The 19,127-nt window shown below is 62.8% G+C and carries 18 protein-coding genes; 7 read left to right on the forward strand and 11 right to left on the reverse strand.

All coding sequences use genetic code 11. The annotated features are described in order from the left end of the window. The first annotated feature begins 137 nt into the window (after positions 1–137). The 4 genes from ACP7E3_RS00440 (at position 138) to ACP7E3_RS00455 (ending at position 4,940) form a co-directional block, all read left to right on the forward strand. Complete coding sequence (locus ACP7E3_RS00440; RefSeq protein WP_177029896.1) at positions 138–2,567, forward strand: TonB-dependent siderophore receptor; 2,430 nt, start codon at positions 138–140, stop codon at positions 2,565–2,567. Positions 2,568–2,629: 62 nt separating this feature from the next. Further along, positions 2,630–3,733, forward strand: coding sequence for a PepSY-associated TM helix domain-containing protein (locus ACP7E3_RS00445; RefSeq protein WP_046489076.1), 1,104 nt, complete (start codon positions 2,630–2,632; stop codon positions 3,731–3,733). Continuing rightward, the gene (locus tag ACP7E3_RS00450; RefSeq protein ID WP_046489074.1) at positions 3,730–3,912 is read left to right on the forward strand and encodes a hypothetical protein; all 183 of its coding nucleotides are present in this window, start codon (positions 3,730–3,732) and stop codon (positions 3,910–3,912) included. Before ACP7E3_RS00445 ends, ACP7E3_RS00450 begins: the two co-directional genes overlap by 4 nt. A 398-nt stretch (positions 3,913–4,310) precedes the next feature. After that, positions 4,311–4,940, forward strand: a complete 630-nt coding sequence (locus tag ACP7E3_RS00455) for a glutathione S-transferase family protein (protein WP_426122104.1) — start codon at positions 4,311–4,313, stop codon at positions 4,938–4,940. 84 nt (positions 4,941–5,024) lie between these two features. Here ACP7E3_RS00455 and creD read toward each other — a convergent pair whose 3' ends face one another. Genes creD through ACP7E3_RS00475 form a run of 4 tightly spaced genes read right to left on the reverse strand, consistent with a single transcriptional unit; the run spans position 5,025 to position 9,067 of the window. Next, on the reverse strand, positions 5,025–6,398 hold the full coding sequence (creD, locus tag ACP7E3_RS00460; protein ID WP_079444833.1) for a cell envelope integrity protein CreD: 1,374 nt from the start codon (positions 6,396–6,398) through the stop codon (positions 5,025–5,027). 51 nt (positions 6,399–6,449) lie between these two features. Continuing rightward, complete coding sequence (gene creC / locus ACP7E3_RS00465) at positions 6,450–7,889, reverse strand: two-component system sensor histidine kinase CreC (protein ID WP_426122105.1); 1,440 nt, start codon at positions 7,887–7,889, stop codon at positions 6,450–6,452. Next, positions 7,889–8,557, reverse strand: a complete 669-nt coding sequence (gene creB / locus ACP7E3_RS00470) for a two-component system response regulator CreB (protein ID WP_057003915.1) — start codon at positions 8,555–8,557, stop codon at positions 7,889–7,891. Before creB ends, creC begins: the two co-directional genes overlap by 1 nt. A 9-nt stretch (positions 8,558–8,566) precedes the next feature. After that, entirely contained in the window at positions 8,567–9,067 is a 501-nt protein-coding gene (locus tag ACP7E3_RS00475; RefSeq protein ID WP_046381822.1) for an ATP-dependent zinc protease family protein, read from the reverse strand. Between the two features lie 172 nt (positions 9,068–9,239). Between ACP7E3_RS00475 and ACP7E3_RS00480 the strand changes: the two genes are divergently transcribed. Further along, positions 9,240–10,145 (forward strand): acyltransferase, encoded by a 906-nt coding sequence (locus ACP7E3_RS00480; RefSeq protein WP_199918205.1) that lies wholly within the window; start codon positions 9,240–9,242, stop codon positions 10,143–10,145. Between the two features lie 3 nt (positions 10,146–10,148). Here the strand turns inward: ACP7E3_RS00480 and ACP7E3_RS00485 are convergent, their stop codons facing one another. Next, entirely contained in the window at positions 10,149–10,352 is a 204-nt protein-coding gene (locus ACP7E3_RS00485; protein WP_017847868.1) for a hypothetical protein, read from the reverse strand. Positions 10,353–10,655: 303 nt separating this feature from the next. On the opposite strand from ACP7E3_RS00485, the gene ACP7E3_RS00490 reads away from it, so the two are divergent. Further along, positions 10,656–11,132 carry a hypothetical protein gene (locus ACP7E3_RS00490; RefSeq protein WP_017847869.1) on the forward strand — a complete coding sequence of 159 codons (477 nt, stop codon included), beginning with the start codon at positions 10,656–10,658 and terminating at the stop codon, positions 11,130–11,132. A 66-nt stretch (positions 11,133–11,198) separates the two neighbouring features. Here the strand turns inward: ACP7E3_RS00490 and ACP7E3_RS00495 are convergent, their stop codons facing one another. Continuing rightward, positions 11,199–11,771: a DUF2780 domain-containing protein gene (locus ACP7E3_RS00495; RefSeq protein WP_046381820.1), complete on the reverse strand. Its 573-nt coding sequence runs from the start codon at positions 11,769–11,771 to the stop codon at positions 11,199–11,201. Positions 11,772–11,907: 136 nt separating this feature from the next. Here ACP7E3_RS00495 and ACP7E3_RS00500 point away from each other — a divergent pair, with 136 nt between their 5' ends. After that, positions 11,908–12,366: an anti-sigma factor gene (locus ACP7E3_RS00500; protein WP_057003918.1), complete on the forward strand. Its 459-nt coding sequence runs from the start codon at positions 11,908–11,910 to the stop codon at positions 12,364–12,366. Between the two features lie 274 nt (positions 12,367–12,640). Here ACP7E3_RS00500 and fdhA read toward each other — a convergent pair whose 3' ends face one another. The 5 genes from fdhA to ACP7E3_RS00525 form a co-directional block, all read right to left on the reverse strand. Beyond that, positions 12,641–13,840: a formaldehyde dehydrogenase, glutathione-independent gene (gene fdhA, locus ACP7E3_RS00505; RefSeq protein WP_017847873.1), complete on the reverse strand. Its 1,200-nt coding sequence runs from the start codon at positions 13,838–13,840 to the stop codon at positions 12,641–12,643. Between the two features lie 186 nt (positions 13,841–14,026). Beyond that, positions 14,027–14,884 carry a formyltetrahydrofolate deformylase gene (gene purU / locus ACP7E3_RS00510; protein WP_017847874.1) on the reverse strand — a complete coding sequence of 286 codons (858 nt, stop codon included), beginning with the start codon at positions 14,882–14,884 and terminating at the stop codon, positions 14,027–14,029. A 171-nt stretch (positions 14,885–15,055) separates the two neighbouring features. Continuing rightward, positions 15,056–15,688 carry a sarcosine oxidase subunit gamma gene (locus ACP7E3_RS00515; RefSeq protein ID WP_046381817.1) on the reverse strand — a complete coding sequence of 211 codons (633 nt, stop codon included), beginning with the start codon at positions 15,686–15,688 and terminating at the stop codon, positions 15,056–15,058. Between the two features lie 110 nt (positions 15,689–15,798). Continuing rightward, entirely contained in the window at positions 15,799–18,816 is a 3,018-nt protein-coding gene (locus tag ACP7E3_RS00520) for a sarcosine oxidase subunit alpha (protein ID WP_046381816.1), read from the reverse strand. Further along, the gene (locus ACP7E3_RS00525) at positions 18,813–19,115 is read right to left on the reverse strand and encodes a sarcosine oxidase subunit delta (protein ID WP_017847877.1); all 303 of its coding nucleotides are present in this window, start codon (positions 19,113–19,115) and stop codon (positions 18,813–18,815) included. The genes ACP7E3_RS00520 and ACP7E3_RS00525 overlap by 4 nt, the downstream gene beginning before the upstream one ends. Positions 19,116–19,127: the final 12 nt, after the last annotated feature.

Raw genomic sequence — 19,127 nt, forward strand, 5'->3', positions numbered from 1 at the left:
GCGGGCTTGCCCGCGATGAGGCCCTCAAGAACACCGAATAGCCCCAGGCAACAATTATTTTCCCCAAGCCCTATCACTTTTCGAATCTCGCTCGGCACATGGGTAATTGCGAATTACTTCCATTCAGGAGCCGCCCTATGTCCCGCACGCTAGACACCTTGTTGCGCCCCAGCCTGTTAGCCGTGGCCATTGCCCTCAGCACCCCGCTGACCAGCAGCGTGCTGATCGCCGCCGAGCAAGCGTCCAGCGTGCGCGCCTACAACCTGCCCGCCGCGCCATTGGCCGCCACCCTGAACCAGATCGCCAGCCAGGCCGGCCTCGCACTGACCCTCAGCCCGGCACTGGCCGCGGGCAAAACCTCGGCGCCGGTCCAGGGCCAGTTCGACGCCCCAGGCGCACTGCGCGAGGCACTGCGCGGCAGCGGCTTGCAGGTGGAGCAGAGCAGCGCGGGGACTTACACGCTGGTGGCGATTGCGGACGGGGTCGTGGCGTTGCCGCAAACCAGCATCGTTGCCCAGGGCAACACTGAAAGCGCCTGGGGCCCGGTGCAGGGCTACCTGGCGACGCGCACCGCCGCCGGCACCAAGACCGATACCGCGCTGGTCGAAGCACCGCGCTCGATCTCCGTCGCCACCCGCGAGCAGATGCAGGACCGCAACGTGCAGAACCTGGATGACGCCGTCAAATACATGCCCGGCATTGTGTCCGCCAGCTACGGCAGCGACACCCGCTACGACTGGATGCGCGTTCGCGGCTTCGAACCGACCCAATTCCTCGACGGCCTGCCGTTGCCACGCGGCGTGTACGCCAACCCCAAGGCCGAAACCTGGAACCTGGATCGCCTCGCCCTGCTGCGTGGCCCAGCCTCCTCGGTCTATGGCCAGACCCCGCCGGGCGGCCTGCTGGACATGGTCAGCCGGCGCCCCAGCGCGGAGTCGAGCCATGCCATTCAAGTGCAGTACGGCAGCGACAACTATCGCCAGATCAATTTCGCCAGCACCGGCAAGATCGATGATGAAGGCCAGTTCCTCTATGGCGTCAGCGGCGTGGTCCGGGATGCTGGCACCCAGGTCGACCATATCGACAACAAGCGCTACAACATCGCCCCCAGCCTGGTCTGGAACATCGACACCGACACCAAGCTGACCCTGCTCTCGCAGTTCACCCGCGACGATACCGGCACCACCAGCCAGTTCCTGCCGATCCAGGGCACCAAGATCAAATCGCCGCTGGGCGAGGTCTCCCACCACAAGAACCTGGGCGATCCGGACTATGAATTTTACGACCGCACCTACTACGCGCTGGGCTATGCGTTCGAGCATCGCTTCAACGATACATGGCAGTTCCGCCAGAACCTGCGCTACACCAAGTCGGAGCTGGCGTTCCAGCAACTGACCGTGGGCTCACTGATCTACGGCCCTGCCGACGCTGCGGGCAACATCGGTCGTTCGTCGACCAACGTTGACGAAAACATCGGCCAATTCGCGGTCGACAACCATTTCCAGGCTGACTTCAACACGGCTGACATCACGCACACGCTGTTGCTGGGGCTCGATCATCAACGCACCGACACTTCGTATCTGTCGATTTTCGGCAGCGCCGGGACGACCAATATCTTCAACCCGACCTACGGCCAGACGATCGTCCGCCCGCCGCGCTCCGACGCGTACTACGACTACAACCAGAAAACCATACAGACCGGCCTCTACGTGCAAGACCAGATGGCCCTCGACAAATGGCGCCTGACCCTCGGCGGGCGTGAAGACTGGGTGCATCAGGGCACCACGTACTTCAACAAGGACGACGCGACCAACACCGACCGCAGCCGGAACTTCAGTGGCAACGCGGCGCTGAGCTATGTCTTCGATTCGGGCTTCGTGCCGTACCTGTCCTACGCCGAGTCCTTCCAGCCGGCGAGCAATGCCAGCGTCGACCCGGTCAAATCGTACAAGCCCACGCAGGGCAAGCAATGGGAACTGGGGGTCAAGTATCAGCCTCCCGGCTCCAACACATTGCTCAGCGCAGCGGTTTACGACCTTACCCAGAAAAACGTGCTGGTCACCAGCTTCGGCGCCGGGGGCGAATCGGTGACCGACCAGACCGGCGAAGTGAAGGTCAAGGGCCTGGAACTCGAAGCCGTGTCTGACGTGAGTGAAAACCTCAAGCTGATAGCCGCCTACACCCTGGCCAAGTCTGAAGTGCAAAAAGGCCAATACAAGGGCAACCGCCTGCAGCTGATGCCGAACCAGCAAGCCTCCCTGTGGACGGACTACACCTGGCACAGCGGCATGCTCGACGGTTTCGGCATTGGCGCCGGGGCCCGCTACACCGGCAATACCTATGGCGACCAGGGCAATACCTGGACGGGCAAGGCCAACGCCTACACGGTGTTCGACGCCGCCGTACATTACGACCTCGGCCGCCTGGACAACAGCCTCAAAGGCGCCTCGCTGAAACTGAACGCGACCAACCTGTTCGACAAGGACTACCTCTCCACCTGTGACGGTTCCTACTGCTACTTCGGCGACCAGCGCAGTGTGGTCGCCAGCGCCACCTACCAGTGGTAAACGACTGAGTTGACCTCCCGGCCGCCCCCAGGGGCGGCTTGGGTGTGTCTGAAGGCCAACAAATGAAAAGCCGAACCATCCGCCGCTGGTCCTTTATCCACACCTGGACCAGCCTGATCTGCACCTTGTTCCTGCTGTTGCTCGCCCTTACCGGCCTGCCGTTGATTTTCCACCACGAGCTCGATCACCTGCTGGGCAACGAACCCGAGTTGCAGCAGATGCCCGCCGACACACCACAGCTGAACCTCGAGCAACTGGTGGCCAAAGCCCAGGCGCATCGCCCTGGCGAAGTCATGCAGTACCTGGCGTGGGACGAAGACGACCCGCACGGCGTGATCGCGATCATGGCCGCCACCGCCGGCACCGAACCCAATGCGTCGCACACGTTCATGCTCGACGCGCGCACCGGCGCAACCGTGGAGATGCCGTCGGCCAACGGCGGCTTGACGCTGTTCCTGCTACGCCTGCATGTGGATATGTTCGCCGGCCTGCCGGGCAAGTGGCTGCTGGCGTTCATGGGCCTGCTGTTTGTGCTGGCGATTGTCTCGGGCACGCTGCTTTACCTGCCGTTCATGCGCCGCTTGACGTTCGCCACCGTGCGCCAGGACAAATCCACCCGCCTGCGTTGGCTCGACCTGCACAACCTGATCGGCGTGGTCACCCTGACCTGGGCGCTGGTGGTCGGCGTGACCGGCGTGATCAGCGCCTGCGCCGACCTGATCATCGCCGCCTGGCGCAACGACAGCCTCAGCGCAATGATCGAACCGTACCAGCACGCCCCGCCGCTGACCCTGCGCGCACCGGCCAACGATCTGCTCAAGATCGCCGCCGCGGCCGCGCCCGGCATGCAGCCGGACTTCATCGCCTTCCCCGGCACGCGCTTTTCCAGTGAACACCATTACGCGGTGTTCATGAAGGGCAGCACCCACCTGACCTCGCACCTGCTCACGCCGGTGCTGATCGACGCCAGCAGCCTGGCCGTCACCGCGATCGCCGAGCGGCCGTGGTACATGGACGCCATGGGCATGTCGCAGCCGCTGCACTTCGGCGACTACGGCGGCATGCCGATGAAAATCCTCTGGGCGCTGCTGGATGGGCTGACCATCGTCGTGCTCGGCAGCGGTGTGTACCTGTGGTGGGTGCGGCGCAAGGCGGGCAAGGCATGAGGCCGCGTCAATCGAGTTTCTGGAAAGTGTTCGGCATTCCGCTGGGGATCGGCCTGCTCAGCGCCGTCGGTTTGTTTGCCGCGTTGCTGGGGGATGGGCTGTGGGATGCGCTGAGTTGGGTCGGGTTGGGTATTCCTGCGGTCATTGGGACTTGGGCGTTGTTCAGGCGGCGTGGCTGAGGACGCTATCGGGGGCAAGCCCCCTCGCACATTTGGAATGCATTCCCCTGTGGGAGGGGGCTTGCCCCCGATGAGGCCCTCAAGAACCACAGCCCCCCCTCGCCAGCCACCGCGCAACCCACTAGGCTAGCGACTGCCCATCCCATCCAGAGGGATTGGCTGTGGGATGCGCTGAGTTGGGTCGGGTTGGGTATTCCTGCGGTCATTGGGACTTGGGCGTTGTTCAGGCGGCGTGGCTGAGGACGCCATCGGGGGCAAGCCCCCTCCCACATTGGAATGCATTCCCCTGTGGGAGGGGGCTTGCCCCCGATGAGGCCCTCAAGAACCACAGCCCCCCTCGCCAGCAACGGCGCAACCCACTAGGCTAGCGACTGCCCATCCCATCCAGAGGAATGCCTATGTCCGCTCCCAGCATGACCTTGTTCCACAACCCCGCTTCGCCGTTCGTGCGCAAAGTCCGCGTGCTGCTGGCCGAAACCGGCCAGCAGAACCGTGTGGCCCTGCAGCTCTGCATGCCGACACCGGTCAACCCGGACGTGCAACTGGTCAACGAAAACCCGGCGGGCAAGATCCCGGCCTTGCGCCTGGCCGATGGCACGGTGTTGCACGACAGCCGGGTGATCCTCGATTACCTCGACCACCAGCACGTCGGCAACCCGCTGATCCCGCGTGACGGCTCGGCCCGCTGGCGCCGCCTGACCCTGGCCTCGATGGCCGACGCCATCATGGATGCCGCCGTGCTGGTGCGTTACGAGAGCGCCCTGCGCCCGCCGGAAAAACACTGGGCGCCGTGGCTCGACGAACAGCGCCACAAGATCCGGCGCACCCTGGCGGAGCTGGAAGCGGATGCGATTGCCGAACTGGCCAGCCACTTCGATATCGCCGCGATCAGCGTGGCCTGCGCCTTGGGTTACCTGGATTTCCGCCACCCGGACCTGCACTGGCGCGACGCCAACCCCCAGCTTGCCGCCTGGTACGCCGAAGTCAGCCAGCGCCCTTCGATGCTTGAGACACAGCCGCCGGTTTGACCCTGCGCATAGGTGGCGCAGGAAACAACGCCACAATCCTCGCCACCAACTGCGCTCGCTCCCGCTGGTCCTCACGCAACCCGATCATTGCACGGCCTCCAGATCAAATGCCAAAGGCTCGGCCGCCTTGCGTTTGCCCACGCCGTACCAATCCAGTTTGCGTGTCAGCACCATCACCGTCCCCAGCAGGCCGAACAGCAACAGCGAGCCCATCAGCAGCGCGTAGTCCTCGGCACTCAATAACCCGTACAACAAGCCATACAACGCCGCCAGCCCGGCCGAAAACCCCAGGCCGTGGGCGACGCTGCGCAGCACATGGCACACGTAGAAACCAATCAACAACACACAGGCACTGGCCGAGATCAGGTACGCCAAGGCAAAGCCCAGGTGCTCGGACAACGACAGCAACAACAGATAGAAAAACGCCAGGGCGAACCCCACCAGGGCGTACTGGATCGGATGCACCGCCAAGCCCTTGAGCACTTCGAACAGGAAGAAACCGGCAAAGGTCAGGGCGATGAACAGCAGCGCATATTTGATCGCGCGGTCGCTCTTGAGGTACTGGTCCACCGGGTCGATGAAGTTCACCCCGAAGCTGCGGTTGTTGAAGTCGTCACAGCCGCGTTCGTCCAGGCAGCCGCGCAGGGCTTCTTCGAGGTTGGTGGAGAAGAATGAGGTCTGCCAGTTGGCGCTGAAGCCCTTGTCGGTGACTTCCCGTTGCGCCGGCAGGAAGTTGCCGATGAAGCTCGGGTGCGGCCAGTTGGAGGCCAGCGTGACCTGGCTGGTCTTGCCCACCGGTACCACTTGCAGTTGCTCGGTGCCTTGCAGGCGCAGGTCGAAGGCGAAGTCCAGCGCGGCCGGGGTTTTGCTGTCCAGCTCCGGCAGCGCCACATGCACCCCCTCGCCCAGCCACTCCACGTGGGTGCCTGGCGCAAACTCCAGGCGCTGGCTGCCCAGCTCCAGCTTCAGTGCGTTTTCGATACCGCGAATATCGCTGATACCCACCGCCAGAAACGCCGGCTCAAAGCGGTAATCGGCGAAATTTTCCTTGATGCCCCATTGCTCCGGCAAGACGAAGCGTCCGCTGATGCGGTTGTCGGCGTGGAACAGCCGGGCCTGGTAGATGCCACGCGCGCGCAGTTCGGTCTGCACCCGCCCGTCGAGCTCAAAACGCTCCGGCAGGAAATACAGACGACCGCGCACTTCACGGGTTTCCTCGTAGCGCCTGTTGAGTTTTTCATTGAGCTTCCACTCGCGGACAGTCTTGCGGTACGGCACCACCATCACCGGGCCGGTGAGGCGCTGGCTGTAGCTGGAGCTACGGGCGATATCCATCAGGACACTGTCGCGAGTGTATTGGCGGTCGGCGATGAGGCCGTTGATCATCAGCAATGGAATCAGCAATAGCAGGATCAATAGCGCAATCGCGCCAAGTTTGAAAAGCAGGCTGCGGTTCATGGGACTCTCCCTGTTTTGATGGGGAAAGCGTGAGCCGCGCATGTGGGAAATTTATGTGGGCAATGTGGAGACTGTGTGGAGATGCAGCACCACTTGCACGCCACCGTGTACGTTGCCGATCTGCAACGTGCCGCCATGCAGCTTCATCACTTCCTCGACAAAGTTGAGGCCCAGGCCGGTGCTTTTGCGCCCGCTGGCCGGACGCGGCAGCGAGTAGAAACGCTCGCTCAGGCGCGGCAAGGCGTAGTCGGGAATCGGCGCGGCCTGGTTGAACAGGCTGAACTGCACAGCGTTGTGCCGGGTCTGTGCGCTGAACCGCAACACCCCGCCCGCCGGCGTGAAGTCCAGGGCGTTGTCAAGCAGGTTGCCCAGGGCCTGGCGCAGCAGGAACGGTTCGCCGAAGACCTTCACCTCAGCGCCGATCGTTTGTTCGATGCACAAGCCGGCACCTTCGATGCGCGCGCATTGGGCCTTGAGCACATCGTCCACCAGCGCGGCCAGCGGCAGGCTGGCTTGCGCCTCCAGGCCCTGGCGTTGCTCGACCTGGGCCAGGTTCAGCAAGCGCTCGATCAACTGCTGCAGGCGGGTACTTTCGCTGTCGATATTGCCGAAAAAGCGCTGTTGCTGCTCGCGGCTCATGTCGCCCTGCAACAGCTCGGCCGCGCCGCGAATCGCCGCCAGCGGGCTCTTCAATTCGTGGGTCAGGGTGTGGACGTAATGCTCCACATAAGCCTTGCCCTCCAACTGTGTCCGCATGTGCTCCACAGCGGTGGACAACTGCTTCAGCTCGCCGCCACGGTAATGCGGCAATTCGGCGCGCCGCCCCTCGCTGACCGCCTCGGCATACGCGGTAAGCCGGCGCAGTGCCACGCTCAACCACCACGACAACAGCGCGCCGAGCAGCAGGCCGAGGATCACCAAGCCGGCGCCGTACCACAGCAACCGGTGCTCGGTGCGATCGACATAAGGCTGCAGCGAACTGTTCGGCTTGGCCACCGTGACCACGCCGATGATCTGCCCGTTGTCGCGAATCGGCGCGCCCACGTGCATCACCGACGAGGCCGGATCATCCGGCGCGCTGCGGGTGGAACGCGCGCCGTACTCGCCGCGCAGGGTCAGGTACACGTCGTTCCATTTGGAGTAGTCCTGGCCCACGGCTTCGCCGCTGGAGTCGAGCAACACCATGCCGTTGGCGTCGGTCACGTAGATGCGGTGGTTGACCTGGTTTTTCGGCAGGCCCCAGATGGTCGCGCCCGGCTGACGGGTGCCGTAGGCCTTGAGCAGCTCCGGCCAGTGGCTTTGGGCGAGGGTGCCGTTCTTGACGTCGTTGCGCAGGATTTCGGCCAGCAGGTTGGCGGTGTCCACCAGGGTTTCTTCGGTGGACTGGCGCACGCCGGGGCGGATTTCCTTCATCACGGTGTTCAGCACGAAGTAACCGGTGAAGCCGATAAACAGCGCGTAGACCAGGAAAAACCGCAGCCCCAGGCGCATCAGCTGTGGCTCGGGCTGTAGCTGTAGCCGAGGCCGCGATGGGTCTGGATCGGTTCGGCCTGCGCCGCCACGCTGCGTAATTTGCTGCGCAGGCTTTTGATATGGCTGTCGATATTGCGCTCATAGCCGGCATCGGCCGGCACGCCGACCGCGTCCAGCAGTTGTTCGCGGCTGAACACACGCTCGGGTTGTTCCAGCAGGCTTTGCAGCAAGCGGAACTCATGGCGGGTCAGGCTCAGTGCCAGGCCACGGTAGGTGATCTGCATGCGCTCCAGGTCGACCTGGAACAACGCCGGAGCGACGCCAGGGCCGACGCGCTTGAGGATCGCCCTGACCCGCGCCGCCACTTCCCGTGGGCTGAACGGCTTGACCACATAATCGTCGGCGCCGATCTCCAGCCCGACCACGCGGTCGATCTCGCTATCGCGGGCACTGAGAAACATCACCGGCACTTCGCTGAAGCGCCGCAGTTGCTTGCAGGTTTCAAAGCCGCTGATGTCGGGCAGGCCGATGTCGAGGATGATCAGGTCGGCCGGGGTCTGGCGCTGGTGGGCCAGCGCTTCCTGGCCGAGGCTCAGCCAGGTGGTGGTAAAGCCCTCGCCTTGCAGGGCGAAAACCAGTGTGTCGGCTATCGCCGCTTCGTCTTCGACAATCAGGATATGCGGCATGGCGGTCCGTCAGCAGTCCGGCTTGTCGGCGGTGTAGCGACGCGCCGGGTTCACCGCGGCGCCGAACTCACGCAGGGCCTTGGCGCCGATCAGCAGCGGGTAGTTGAAGCTGCTGCGGTCGGTGAGGTTGACCTCGACGGTGCGCTTGACGTTGCCCAGGCACATTTCCAGGTCGATCACCGGGCGCGTGGCCACGGTGGCTTCTTCCTTGTCCTCGTCTTCGTCGGCGCGGCTCTTGATCTTGCTGATGCGCGCCACCTTGTGTTCGTAGACTTTGTTGCCGGCGTCCTTGCCGCCGACGCGGAAGCGCACCCAATCGTCGCCGTCACGGGTGAAGGTCTCGATGTCACGGGCCGACAGCGAGGCGGTCAGCGCGCCGGTGTCCATCTTGGCCTTGAAGGTTTCGCCGATCTCCGGCAGTTGGATGTATTCGTAGCGACCGTAAACGGTCGGTTCGGCGGCCATAACGGGCAAGGCCGCCAGGGCGAGCGAGGCAAGGAGCAGTTTCACGAAGTGATTTCCTCGGAAAGAAGTAGGCGAATTCTAGACCGCAAAGGCAGCACTTAGTTAGTTCTGCAACCATACCCGGCATATTGTGAAACATTCGTCGGGCGATTTGCGATTTGGCCTCTAGACGCCGCTCTCTTATTATGTGCCGCCCACAGGATTCCAAGAGTTACTTATGCGCCGCCTGCTCACCGGCTGTTTCGTCTCGCTGCTGCTCCTGCTCAACACCCTGGTCCTGATCGGGCCGCTGACGGTGTTTGCCCTGCTCAAGCTGGTGGCCCCCGGTCGCTATCGCGATTACGCGTCATGGGCCGTGATGTGGATCGCCGAGACCTGGGCCGAAATCGACAAACTGATCTTCGCGCGGTGCATCCCGACCCAATGGGACATCCGCGGCGCAGACGACCTGCGCGGCGACACCTCGTACCTGGTGATCAGTAACCACCAATCCTGGGTCGATATCCCCGCGCTGATCCAGGCCCTCAACCGCCGCACGCCGTTCTTCAAGTTCTTCCTGAAGAAAGAACTGGTCTGGGTGCCCTTCCTGGGCCTGGCCTGGTGGGCGCTGGATTATCCGTTCATGAAGCGCTACACCAAGGCGTTCCTAGCCAAGCACCCGGAACTGGCGGGCCAGGACTTGAAGATCACCCGCCAGGCCTGCGAGCTGTTCAAGCGCCAGCCGGTGACGGTGGTCAACTACCTGGAAGGCACCCGGTTCAGCGAGGCCAAGCGTGCCCAGCAAGGCTCACCGTTTGCCCACCTGCTCAGGCCCAAGGCCGGCGGCGTGGCGTTTGTGTTGGCGGCACTGGGCGAACAACTGGATGCCGTGCTCGACGTGACCGTGGTCTATCCGCAAGCGAAGACGCCGGGGTTCTGGGATCTGATCAGCGGGGCGGTACCGAAGGTGATCATCGATATCCGCACCCGTGAGCTGGACCCGGCGCTGTGGCAGGGCGACTACGAAAACGACCCGGCGTTTCGCCAGGTCGTACAGAACTGGGTGAACCGGCTCTGGATGGAGAAAGATCAGCGGATTCAGGAACTGCGAGGCGAAACCGCTGGGGCCTTATGGGCAAAGTAACCGTTACGGACGCTTAGGCCACGTGGCCGAATCGTCACCGGTACGCCACCCGTGCGCTATCTCGATGGTGTCGTGACTGCTCACGGTATCAGCCTGCTCCTGGCTGGCGTCGTGGGGCGCTTTTCCTTGCTCTGCGGCAGCGGGCTTGTGGGTCGCGGCGTGATACGAAGCGCTAGCGAGAGCGTTGTAGGTGTTGACGATGTTCATGGAAGACTCCTACCTGACCGGATTGAAGAATCCACCCCAGGAGGGTTGGTTTTCCTGGAGCAGTCCCCGTAGGTGGTGAAACATCCCACACAGTTCCTCGGGAGTTGTTGCGCAGCATTGCCAAACGAGGGGCTGACTCAATCCTTGGCTACCCGCGCCCCACGCCTGGACCCGCTTGCCCTGCAGCGAACCCGCGATAGGGCATCGTCTGAAAACGCATAAAAAACTGTCAGAGTTAACAGTTCCGCCCGCCTTGGGCGGCTGATTAGGCTAAGGACTCCATCTCAGTCGAGTGCCCTGATCATGACCATCAAAGTCCTCTTCGCCGGCATAGCGTTACTGACAGCAGCGAACATTGCCCATGCAGAAATGGCCACGTGCCCCGCAGTCAGTTCAATAAAAGCTACGCCGTATACCGACCCGGACCTTCCTCCGGACTTCAACCAAGGCTTCAAATACGAAGCCCCCGGGCCCGGTGGCCAGATGTGGGAGGGCCAGTCCACGGCCACAAGCGAGACCTACCTCGAACCTAAATACAACCTGATGTTAGTCAGTGCCGAAATGATCCACGGGAAAATACTCTGCAGTTATGGCGGTACAACGCAAAGAGAAAACGCAGAGCCGGTAAACAACGTTTCCAAACCCTATGTTCAATTGGGCCTGCCGTTTAACAACCCGAAGGCCGCGACCGGTACAGCATGGAAAGGAACCAGCTGCGGGAATCAAGGCGGCGCTGTATCGATCGACGCCTCCCAATGTACTTTTGAGTACCAACCGTAACGCTGTTCCCCGCAACCTGCTGGCCACTTCAAAGCGGGGGCGAACCCGCTTTGAAGGACCACGGCCTTAGCTGCCGGTGCCCCAAGCCTGGCCCAGTTTGCCCAGCAGCGAACTGTTGGCACCCTGGCCGCCCAGGTATTGCAGGATCACCGGGGCGAATTGGCCGATCATGCCGCTGTCCATGCCCAGCGCGCTGAACGCGGTGTTCAGGTCGTTGGTGTTCTTCACGTTACCCAGCAGGCCGTCGAGGCCGCTGGTCTTGCTGCCGCCGCTCTGGCCGAGCATCCCGCTCAAGGCGCCGAGGCTGCCCAACGCATTGCTGCCCGACAGTTGATCGAGACCCGGCACGCTTTTCCCCAGTTGCGAATAGTCGCTGCTGCTCAGTTGGTTCCTGGCCAGGCCCAGCATGGCGCCGGTGCCGCCGACGGCTTGCTCGGGGGTGACATTCAATTGTGAGGTCAGGGCACTCAGCAAACCGGCCGTTTCGGACGACGGCGCAACGGCAGCGGCTTTGTTGTTGCCGCCCTGCATACCGGAAATCGCATTGGCCGCATCGCCAAGGCTGAACCCGGCGGCGAATACCGGGCCGGCTGCCAGGGTCATCAGGCAGGAAAGGGCGAAACCGCGTGAAATCTTCATCGAAACAACCTCTGGATGTAGGGGTGAAAGCAGGCGTTTGACTGGCCTTTTCGTCACTTGTTCCAAACCCGCTCCGGAACCCAACTGCGATAAGCCGGTCCATGAACTGACTACAAAATTTGTCAGGAAGAGACTTATGACGACGATCCACCCCCAAGTGATTGATCACAAGCCTTCATTCTGGAGCCGCCCGCGCCTGTTCATCGGCGCCTGCGCTGTAGTGGCCGCCGGTATCGGCGGCGCGCTCTACACCCAGGACAGCGTCAAATCCGCCGCCACCCTGGTGACCACCACCCAGCAGCCGGCAGCGCAGATCATGGCCCACAAGGACTACCTGGAAGTGCAGCCGATTGCCTCCACGGCCCCTGCCCCAGATCAGAGCCTGGAGCTGTGGGCCATCCCCGAGGACGGCACGCCGGTATCCCTCGGCCTGTTGCCGGAAGATGGCAAAGGCATCATCGGCTTGAATCCACGCCAGCAGGAATCCATCAGCAAACCGGTGGGCTTGATGGTGAGCTCGGAAACCAAGGGTGGATCGGTGAGCAAGCAGCCGACCGGGCCGACGGTGTATCAAGGCGCGCTGGCGATTCGCTAAGCCACGGGCACCGCGGATTTCGCAGTGCCCTGCTGCTCCGGCATCCAATCAACCCCGTTCGTACACCGCCAATGGCAATGGCAAAACGTGGTCAGGGTTCAGGAGGCTAACGGAAAGCTATTCTGCAACTATGGTGGAAAAACACTTGAAGTACAGACGGAAAATGAAGAGGGCAAGCCAGAAACTATAAAATCGACCGCTAACCTTCGACTCTCGGCCCCACTCTAATTGATAAGGGCGCCCGTCGAGGCGCCCTTGTTTTTTGCTCTAGCGTTTACGCCGCGCTGAACAACTTATGCGGATCAATCACAAACTTCTTCGGCACGCCCGCATCAAACTCGCCATACCCACGCGGCGCGTCATCCAGGCTGATGACTTCGACCCCGACGATGTCGGCAATGTGAATGCGGTCCCACATGATCGCCTGCATCAACTGGCGGTTGTACTTCATCACCGGCGTTTGCCCGGTGTGGAAGCTGTGGGATTTGGCCCAGCCCAGACCAAAACGGATGCTCAGGCTGCCCATCTTCGCGGCGGCGTCGACGGCGCCAGGGTCTTCGGTGACGTACAGGCCGGGGATACCGATCTTGCCCGCCACGCGCACCACGCCCATCAGTGAGTTGAGCACCGTGGCCGGGGCTTCGTGCTTGACGCCGTCATGCCCGTGGCCGCGTGCTTCGAAGCCCACGCAGTCGACGGCGCAGTCCACTTCCGGCTCACCGAGCAAGGCCGCAATCTGTTCGTGCAGCGGCGTGTCGGTGGACAGGTCGACCACTTCAAACCCTTGCGCCTTGGCGTGAGCCAGGCGGATGGAGTTGACGTCGCCGATGATCACCACCGCCGCGCCCAGCAGGCGTGCGGAAGCGGCAGCGGCCAGGCCGACCGGGCCGGCACCGGCGATGTAGACGGTGCTGCCAGGGCCAACGCCGGCGGTGACGGCGCCGTGGTAGCCGGTGGGCAGGATGTCGGAGAGGCAGGTCAGGTCGCGGATTTTCTCCATGGCCTTGTCGCGGTCCGGCAGTTTCAACAGGTTGAAGTCGGCGTAAGGCACCAGCACGTATTCGGCCTGGCCGCCGGTCCAGTCGCCCATGTCGACATAGCCGTAGGCGCCACCGGCACGGGCCGGGTTGACGGTGAGGCACACGCCGGTGTGTTGCTCTTTGCAGGAGCGGCAGCGGCCGCAGGCAACGTTGAAGGGCACGGACACCAGGTCGCCGATTTTCAGGTTCTCGACGTCGCTGCCCTTCTCGATCACTTCACCGGTGATCTCGTGACCGAGCACCAGGCCGGTCTGGGCAGTGGTGCGGCCGCGCACCATGTGCTGGTCGGAGCCGCAGATGTTGGTGGAGACCACGCGCAGGATGACGCCGTGCTCAATCTTCCTGCCACGGGGGTCCTGCATTTTGGGATAGTCGATTTTCTGTACTTCGACCTTGCCGTTGCCGAGATACACGACACCACGATTACCAGACATGCTTTCACCTCGCTGTTGTTTTTATGAAAGCGCGTTGCCCGTGGGTGGGCAGCGCGTTGAGTGCTCGGGTACAGATGCTGTTTCTTGTGTTGTTTGTTAGGGCCTCATCGGGGGCAAGCCCCCTCCCACATTTTGATTTGTGAACACATTCAACTGTGGGAGGGGGCTTGCCCCCGATGGCGTCAGTCAGAGCACCACCGTTCTATTGGCATTCAAAAACACCCGCCGTTCAATGTGATACCCCACCGCCCGGGCCAGGGTCAGCCCTTCGATATCGCGCCCCTTGGCAATCAGATCCTCGGGGTAGTGGCTGTGATCCACCACCTCCACACCCTGGGCGATGATCGGGCCTTCATCCAGGTCGTTGTTGATGTAGTGCGCCGTCGCGCCGACCAGCTTCACGCCCTTGTTGTACGCCTGGTGATACGGCTTGGCGCCCTTGAACCCCGGCAACAACGAGTGGTGGATATTGATCGCCTTGCCATCCAGCTTGCGGCACAGCTCCGGCGACAGCACTTGCATGTAGCGCGCAAGGATCACCAGTTCCGCGCCGGTGTCTTCAATCACTTGCCACACCTGACGTTCCTGGGACGGTTTGTCGTTGGGGTCGAGGGCGAAGTGGTAGTAGGGAATCTGGTGCCAGTCGGCCAACGGTTTCAGATCGGGGTGGTTGGACACCACCGCGACCACGTCCATCGACAGTTGGCCAATACGCTGGCGGTACAGCAAGTCGTTCAGGCAGTGATCGGCCTTGGACACCATGATCACCACTTTGGGCCGATAGTTCGGCGCCGTCAGTTCGAAGACCATGCCAAAGGCTTCCCCGCGCGCGGCCAGGCCATCGCGGAACGCTTGCTCATCGAAACCCTCCGGCTGACGAAACTCCACGCGGATAAAAAAGCGCCCTGACAGCCGGTCATCGAACGAGTGGTGCTCGGTGACGTAGCAACCCTGCTCGAACAGGTAGCGGGTGACCGCGTCCACCGTGCCGAGCACGCTGGGGCAGTCGGCGGTCAAAATCCATGTATCGGGTGCGCGGCTCATGACAGGTCACTCCTCAAGCAAAGCCCGGCCTCACCCACCCCTGTAGGAGCGAGCTTGCTCGCGAAAATCGTCAACGATAACGCGGGCATCCTGGATGACCGCAGTGCCCTTGAGGTTTTCGCGAGCAAGCTCGCTCCTACAGGGTGGCGGGTGAGGGGGGTGGGGGTCATATCAGGCTTGAACGCTCAGGCCGAATTCGGCCGAGGCATCCTGCAACCACAACCACCAGTAATCCGAGAAGCTGCGACGAATCACCAGCTCCCAGGTGTCTTCGGCGGTATGGCGGATCACCAGTTGCGACTTGGCGAACACCGTGCCCACCGCCTTGCCCACCGGGAAGTTGTTGGGGTGTACGTCGTAGCTGGTGGACTTCATCAGCACGTCGCGCACGTTCGGGCCGCGCAGTTCGAGGATCTGTTGGCCGCCGCTGACATTGACGATCTGGATATGCAGATCGCCCAGGGCGGCACGCAGGTTTTGTTCGGCGGCGAATTCTTCACCGCTCGGCACCACCAGCAGCCACTCGTCCGGGCCGAGCCATTGCAGGCTGGTGTCGCCGTTGACAATCACCGTCAGCGCGCCGGGCAGTTCGATGCCCAGGGCCTTGTGGACGCCAGCGGCGAAGGCGGCGTCATGGCCGTCGCCGCGAATAGTCAGGTGGCCGAGCAGTTTCTTTTCACGCACGGTCACGCCGGCATTCTTGCGGCCCTTGCCGATCAGGCTGGCGAGGTCGGCATGGTGCAGCGACGACTCGGCCTTGGCCCCGGTGGTGGGGCGTTGTTGGTATACGTTGGCTGCTGTCATAGAGCACCTTTGCTGAATTCTGTTGTGTGGCTACTGGCGTCATCGGGGGCAAGCCCCCTCCCACATTTGGAATGCATTCCCCTGTCTCCCGATGGCCGCGCCTCGGTCTATCAGATGTTCTGGCGATCGCCTTTCGGATCAAAGAACACCGAGGACACAATCTCCGCCTCGATCACGCTGCCATCCGCTTGCGGCGAAAACACCCGCTCGCCGATGCGCTTCAAGCCGCCCTTGACCACCGCCAGCGCAAACGAATAACCGAGGGAGTTATGCGCGTAGCTGGAGGTGACGTGGCCGACCATCTTCATCGGGATCGTCTGCTTGGCGTCGAACACCAGTTGCGCGCCTTCCGGCAGCCACACCGCTGGATCGATCGGCTTGAGGCCGACCAATTGCTTGCGATCTTCGCGCACGCAGTCTTCGCGGTTCATGCCGCGCCAGCCGATCCACGAGAACGGCTTGGTACGGCCGACGCACCAGCCCATGTTCAGGTCGTCCGGGGTCATCGAGCCGTCGGTGTCCTGGCCGACGATGATGAAGCCCTTCTCGGCCCGCAGGACGTGCATGGTTTCGGTGCCATACGGGGTCAGGTTGTACTTTTTGCCGGCCTCGACGATTTGCTCCAGCACGCCCATAGCGTAGTCGGCCTGCACGTTGACTTCATACGACAGCTCGCCGGTGAACGAGATGCGGAACACCCGCGCCGGTACGCCGCCGACCAGGCCTTCTTTCCAGGTCATGAACGGGAAGCCGTCCTTGTCCAGGTCGATGTCGGTGACTTCGGCCAGCAGCTTGCGGCTGTTGGGGCCCGACAGGGTCATGGTCGCCCAGTGGTCGGTGACCGAGGTGAAGTAGACCTTGAGGTCCGGCCATTCGGTCTGTTGGTAGATTTCCAGCCATTGCAGCACACGGGCCGCGCCGCCGGTGGTGGTGGTCATCAGGAAGTGGTTGTCGGCCAGGCAAGCGGTCACGCCGTCGTCGAAGACCATGCCGTCTTCTTTGCACATCAGGCCGTAGCGCGCCTTGCCCACGTCGAGCTTGGTCCAGGCGTTGCTGTAGATGCGGTTGAGGAACTCGCGGGCATCCGGGCCCTGGATGTCGATCTTGCCGAGGGTCGACGCATCCAGCAGGCCGACGCTGTCGCGCACCGCCAGGCATTCGCGCTTGACCGCCGCGTGCAGGTCTTCACCGTTGCGCGGGAAGTACCACGGGCGTTTCCACTGGCCGACGTCTTCAAACTCGGCGCCATTCTTCACATGCCAGGCGTGCAGCGCGGTGTAGCGAACGGGCTCGAAGATGTGCCCACAGTGCCGCCCCGCAACCGCGCCGAAGGTCACCGGCGTGTAGTTGGGGCGGAACATGGTGGTGCCCATCTGCGGGATGGTCACGTTCAGCGAACGCGCCGCAATGGCCAGGCCGTTGACGTTACCCAGCTTGCCCTGGTCGGTGCCGAAGCCCAGCGCGGTATAGCGCTTGACGTGTTCCACCGACTCGAAACCTTCGCGGGTCGCCAGTTCGATGGCGGCCGCGGTGACGTCGTTCTGCAGGTCGACGAATTGCTTGGGCGCCCGTGCAGTGGCTTTCTCGTGAGGCACCTGGAACAGCGCCAGCGTCGGCTCTTCCAAGCGGTTCAAGGCTTTGGGCAGCGTGCCTTCCACCGGGCTAAAACCGGCTTCGCTGGCGGCGCGCACGCCCCCTTCAAAACCGTCCGCCAGGGAATCGCCCAGGCCGTAGACGCCGTTGATACCGCCAACGCACACGCGCTTTTGCGGTGCTTCACCCGGTACAAAACCGAGGATGTCTTCGCGCCAGGTCGGTTTGCCGCCCAGGTGCGAGGCCAGGTGGACCACCGGGCTGTAGCCGCCGGAGCTGGCCACCAGGTCGCAGTCCAGCCACTCGCCGGGGCTGGTGACGGTATGCGCTTTGACATCGATGGCGGCAACACGGGCGCCGCTCACATGCTTGCTGCCACGGGCTTCGATCACGGCGCTGCCGGTGAGGATACGAATGCCTTTGGCGCGGGCTTCTTCCACCAGCGCGCCGCGTGGGTTATGGCGGGCATCGGCCACGGCCACCACTTTCAGGCCGGCTTCCAACCAGTCCAGGGCGACGCGGTAGGCGTGGTCGTTGTTGGTCGACAGCACCAGTTTCTTGCCCGGCGCCACGCCGTAACGGCGCACGTAAGTCGAGACTGCACCGGCGAGCATATTGCCCGGCACGTCGTTGTTGCCGTACACCAGCGGACGCTCGCACGCACCGGTCGCCAGCACCACGCGCTTGGCACGCACACGGTGGATACGCTGGCGCACCTGGCCGATCGGCGCACGGTCGCCGAGGTGATCGGTGAGACGCTCGTGAATGGTCAGGAAGTTATGGTCGTGGTAACCGTTGACGGTGGCGCGGGGCAGCAGCACCACATCCGGCAGGGCTTTGAGTTCGGCGATGACGCTGGCGACCCACTCGGTGGCCGGCTTGCCGTCGAGGCTTTCGCGCGAATCGAGCAACGAGCCGCCGAACTCTTCCTGCTCATCGGCGATGATCACGCGGGCGCCGCTGCGCGCAGCGGCCAGTGCAGCGGCCAGACCGGCCGGGCCGGCACCGACCACCAGCACGTCGCAATGCCGGTTGAAGTTGTCGTAGGTGTCCGGGTCGTTCTCGGTCGGCGAGCGGCCTAAACCTGCAGCCTTGCGGATGTACTTCTCGTAGGTCATCCAGAACGACTGCGGGTACATGAAGGTTTTGTAGTAGAAACCCGGTGGCATCAGCTTGCCGCCGACTTTGCCGAGAATACCCATCACGTCGTTGTTCACGCTCGGCCAGCCGTTGGTGCTGGTGGCGACGAGGCCCTGGTACAACGCCTGTTGCGTGGCGCGCACGTTGGGAATCTGGGTGGCTTCGGTGGCGCCGATCTGCAGCACCGCGTTCGGCTCTTCGGCACCGGCAGCAAAGATGCCGCGTGGGCGCGAGTACTTGAAGCTGCGGCCGATGATGTCGACACCGTTGGCCAGCAGCGCGGCGGCCAGAGTGTCGCCTTCGAAGCCTTTGTAGGTCTGGCCGTTGAAGCTGAAGGTCAGGACTTTGTTACGGTCGATCCGGCCACCGTTGGACAGGCGATTGATCTGGCTCATACCTTCGCTCCAGCAGCCTTGGCGGTGAATTGCGGCTTGGTGCCGATTTTGTAGGTTTCAAGAATTTCGTAGGTCAGCGTGTCGCGGGTCGCGTTGAAGTACTGACGGCAACCGGCGGCGTGAATCCACAGCTCGTGGTGCAGGCCCCGGGGGTTGTCGCGGAAGAACATGTAGTCGCCCCACTCTTCATCGGTGCAGGCGTTGGGGTCCAGCGGGCGTGGGATGTGCGCTTGGCCGGAGGCATGGAATTCCTCTTCGGAGCGCAGTTCGCCACAGTGAGGACAGAAGATATGCAACATAGGGAATTTCTC

Origin of the sequence: Pseudomonas sp. PSPC2-3, assembly GCF_049898265.1 — a bacterium.
In the GTDB taxonomy this organism is placed as follows: Bacteria; Pseudomonadota; Gammaproteobacteria; order Pseudomonadales; family Pseudomonadaceae; genus Aquipseudomonas; species Aquipseudomonas veronii.

Excerpts from the sequence above, each read along its gene's own strand:
- ACP7E3_RS00440 (WP_177029896.1), top strand. The coding sequence starts at position 138 with ATGTCCCGCACGCTAGACACCTTGTTGCGCCCCAGCCTGTTAGCCGTG.
- ACP7E3_RS00445 (WP_046489076.1), top strand. The coding sequence starts at position 2,630 with ATGAAAAGCCGAACCATCCGCCGCTGGTCCTTTATCCACACCTGGACC.
- ACP7E3_RS00450 (WP_046489074.1), top strand. The coding sequence starts at position 3,730 with ATGAGGCCGCGTCAATCGAGTTTCTGGAAAGTGTTCGGCATTCCGCTG.
- ACP7E3_RS00455 (WP_426122104.1), top strand. The coding sequence starts at position 4,311 with ATGTCCGCTCCCAGCATGACCTTGTTCCACAACCCCGCTTCGCCGTTC.
- creD (WP_079444833.1), bottom strand. The coding sequence starts at position 6,398 with ATGAACCGCAGCCTGCTTTTCAAACTTGGCGCGATTGCGCTATTGATC.
- creC (WP_426122105.1), bottom strand. The coding sequence starts at position 7,889 with ATGCGCCTGGGGCTGCGGTTTTTCCTGGTCTACGCGCTGTTTATCGGC.
- creB (WP_057003915.1), bottom strand. The coding sequence starts at position 8,557 with ATGCCGCATATCCTGATTGTCGAAGACGAAGCGGCGATAGCCGACACA.
- ACP7E3_RS00480 (WP_199918205.1), top strand. The coding sequence starts at position 9,240 with ATGCGCCGCCTGCTCACCGGCTGTTTCGTCTCGCTGCTGCTCCTGCTC.
- ACP7E3_RS00485 (WP_017847868.1), bottom strand. The coding sequence starts at position 10,352 with ATGAACATCGTCAACACCTACAACGCTCTCGCTAGCGCTTCGTATCAC.
- ACP7E3_RS00490 (WP_017847869.1), top strand. The coding sequence starts at position 10,656 with ATGACCATCAAAGTCCTCTTCGCCGGCATAGCGTTACTGACAGCAGCG.
- ACP7E3_RS00495 (WP_046381820.1), bottom strand. The coding sequence starts at position 11,771 with ATGAAGATTTCACGCGGTTTCGCCCTTTCCTGCCTGATGACCCTGGCA.
- ACP7E3_RS00500 (WP_057003918.1), top strand. The coding sequence starts at position 11,908 with ATGACGACGATCCACCCCCAAGTGATTGATCACAAGCCTTCATTCTGG.
- fdhA (WP_017847873.1), bottom strand. The coding sequence starts at position 13,840 with ATGTCTGGTAATCGTGGTGTCGTGTATCTCGGCAACGGCAAGGTCGAA.
- purU (WP_017847874.1), bottom strand. The coding sequence starts at position 14,884 with ATGAGCCGCGCACCCGATACATGGATTTTGACCGCCGACTGCCCCAGC.
- ACP7E3_RS00515 (WP_046381817.1), bottom strand. The coding sequence starts at position 15,688 with ATGACAGCAGCCAACGTATACCAACAACGCCCCACCACCGGGGCCAAG.
- ACP7E3_RS00520 (WP_046381816.1), bottom strand. The coding sequence starts at position 18,816 with ATGAGCCAGATCAATCGCCTGTCCAACGGTGGCCGGATCGACCGTAAC.
- ACP7E3_RS00525 (WP_017847877.1), bottom strand. The coding sequence starts at position 19,115 with ATGTTGCATATCTTCTGTCCTCACTGTGGCGAACTGCGCTCCGAAGAG.